We start from the raw sequence: 1,511 nt of genomic DNA on the forward strand, positions 1-1,511 counted from the left end.
AAGCCGCAGCGGTTCTGCCGGAGCGTACCCAAGAGCCCGCCGCGACGCTTGCCGCGCTTCCCGATGCGCCGGTTGTTGCCGTACACCCCGAGGCCGCTTCCGCAGGCTATTCGGTGCCGCCAACGGATCGCTTCGACCAAGGCGTGACCGTTGCGGGGTTTTCGGTCGGCTCTTTCTCGGCCAAGCCCGAGGCATCACGCCGGGGCTTTGGCGATGAGCTGCCCGTGCAAGCCCCGCTCGGGTTCCATTTGCGCGTCGCCGGTCACGTCGGCGAGGGTGATCTTGGCCCAGCGTTGAGTGCGGCGGGATTGCCGACGATGGTTGTCCAGCAAGTGCTCGATAGTTTTGCTGCCGACGGCAAGATGCCGCTCGCCTCGGCGGACGCGCTTTCGTTCGATGTGCTCTATCGCGCCTCGTCGGATACGGCGGCGGACCCGGTTCTAACCTCCGCCGAACTTAGCCACGGTGGGCAAAGCCGTCGCCTTTATTATTACGTTCCCGAAGAGGGCACGGCGCATCTGATCGACCAAGACGGCCGCGTGCGCTTGGCGCAAGGGCCGGATTTCATTCATCCGTTGCCGGGATACCGTATGACCTCGGGTTTCGGCTGGCGTCAGCATCCGGTCTTGCGCGCGCGCAAATTCCATAAGGGGGTCGATTGGTCGGCCCCGCGCGGAACGCCGGTCGTGGCCGCTGGCGATGGTATCGTCGATACGGTGAAATCCCATCGCGGCTACGGGAAATATATCCGCATCGTTCACGACGACCGCACGGAAACCGTTTACGCCCACCTCGATCAGTTCGCCAAGGGCATCAAGGTTGGCCAAGCGGTGCGCCAGGGGCAGGTGATTGGCACGGTTGGGCGCACAGGCATCGCCTCCGGTAATCATCTCTACTTCGAATTGGTTGTCGATGGCCGCCATATCGATCCGCTGCGCAATGTGCCCGCGCTGGTGCAAGATTTGCTGGCGGAAGGCAAGGACAAGGAAGACCAACAGCGGTTCGTATCGTTCGCCGACACATTGCTGCAATCGGTTCCGGCGACGGCGTCGGCCAGTGACGTGCCTTCGGGCTACCGGACGGCCCGGACCGAACCCGCGCCCGGTGACATTCCTTGACCCTTTGACATACCTTAATCTTTCTCAATTTCTTCTAAAGAAAACAGGCCGTTGCTCCGAAAGAGTAACGGCCTGTTTTCTTTAGGCGTCATTTACTTGATTATTTTTTAGGCATAGCCTAATTTTTAACCACGCTTGGCGCGACTTTGGCGAAAATGTGGCTGATTCGGCCGGGTTTCGCATTGCGGCACGCTTTTTGATTATAACGCAACCGATGCCGTTCTGAACGGTGTGATATGGGAGAAGCCGGGCTATGAAACTGATCACTGCGATCATAAAGCCGTTCAAGCTGGAGGATGTCCGCGAAGCGTTGACCGCTCTTGGCATTCAAGGGCTGACAGCGTCGGAAGTTAAAGGGTTTGGCCGTCAAAAGGGCCAGACTGAAATTTACCG

General features: G+C 59.5%; 2 protein-coding genes. Both read left to right on the plus strand.

Annotated elements, in window-relative coordinates; all coding sequences use genetic code 11:
• The coding region (locus VZ95_RS22125; protein ID WP_156995313.1) for a M23 family metallopeptidase at positions 1–1,118 on the plus strand (1,118 nt) is incomplete at its 5' end.
• Between the two features lie 253 nt (positions 1,119–1,371).
• Positions 1,372–1,511, plus strand: a 140-nt coding sequence (locus VZ95_RS14275; RefSeq protein WP_045776450.1) for a P-II family nitrogen regulator, incomplete at its 3' end; no start/stop codon positions are given.

The sequence above is a fragment of the Elstera litoralis genome, assembly GCF_000963705.1.
Classification (GTDB): Bacteria; Pseudomonadota; Alphaproteobacteria; order Elsterales; family Elsteraceae; genus Elstera; species Elstera litoralis.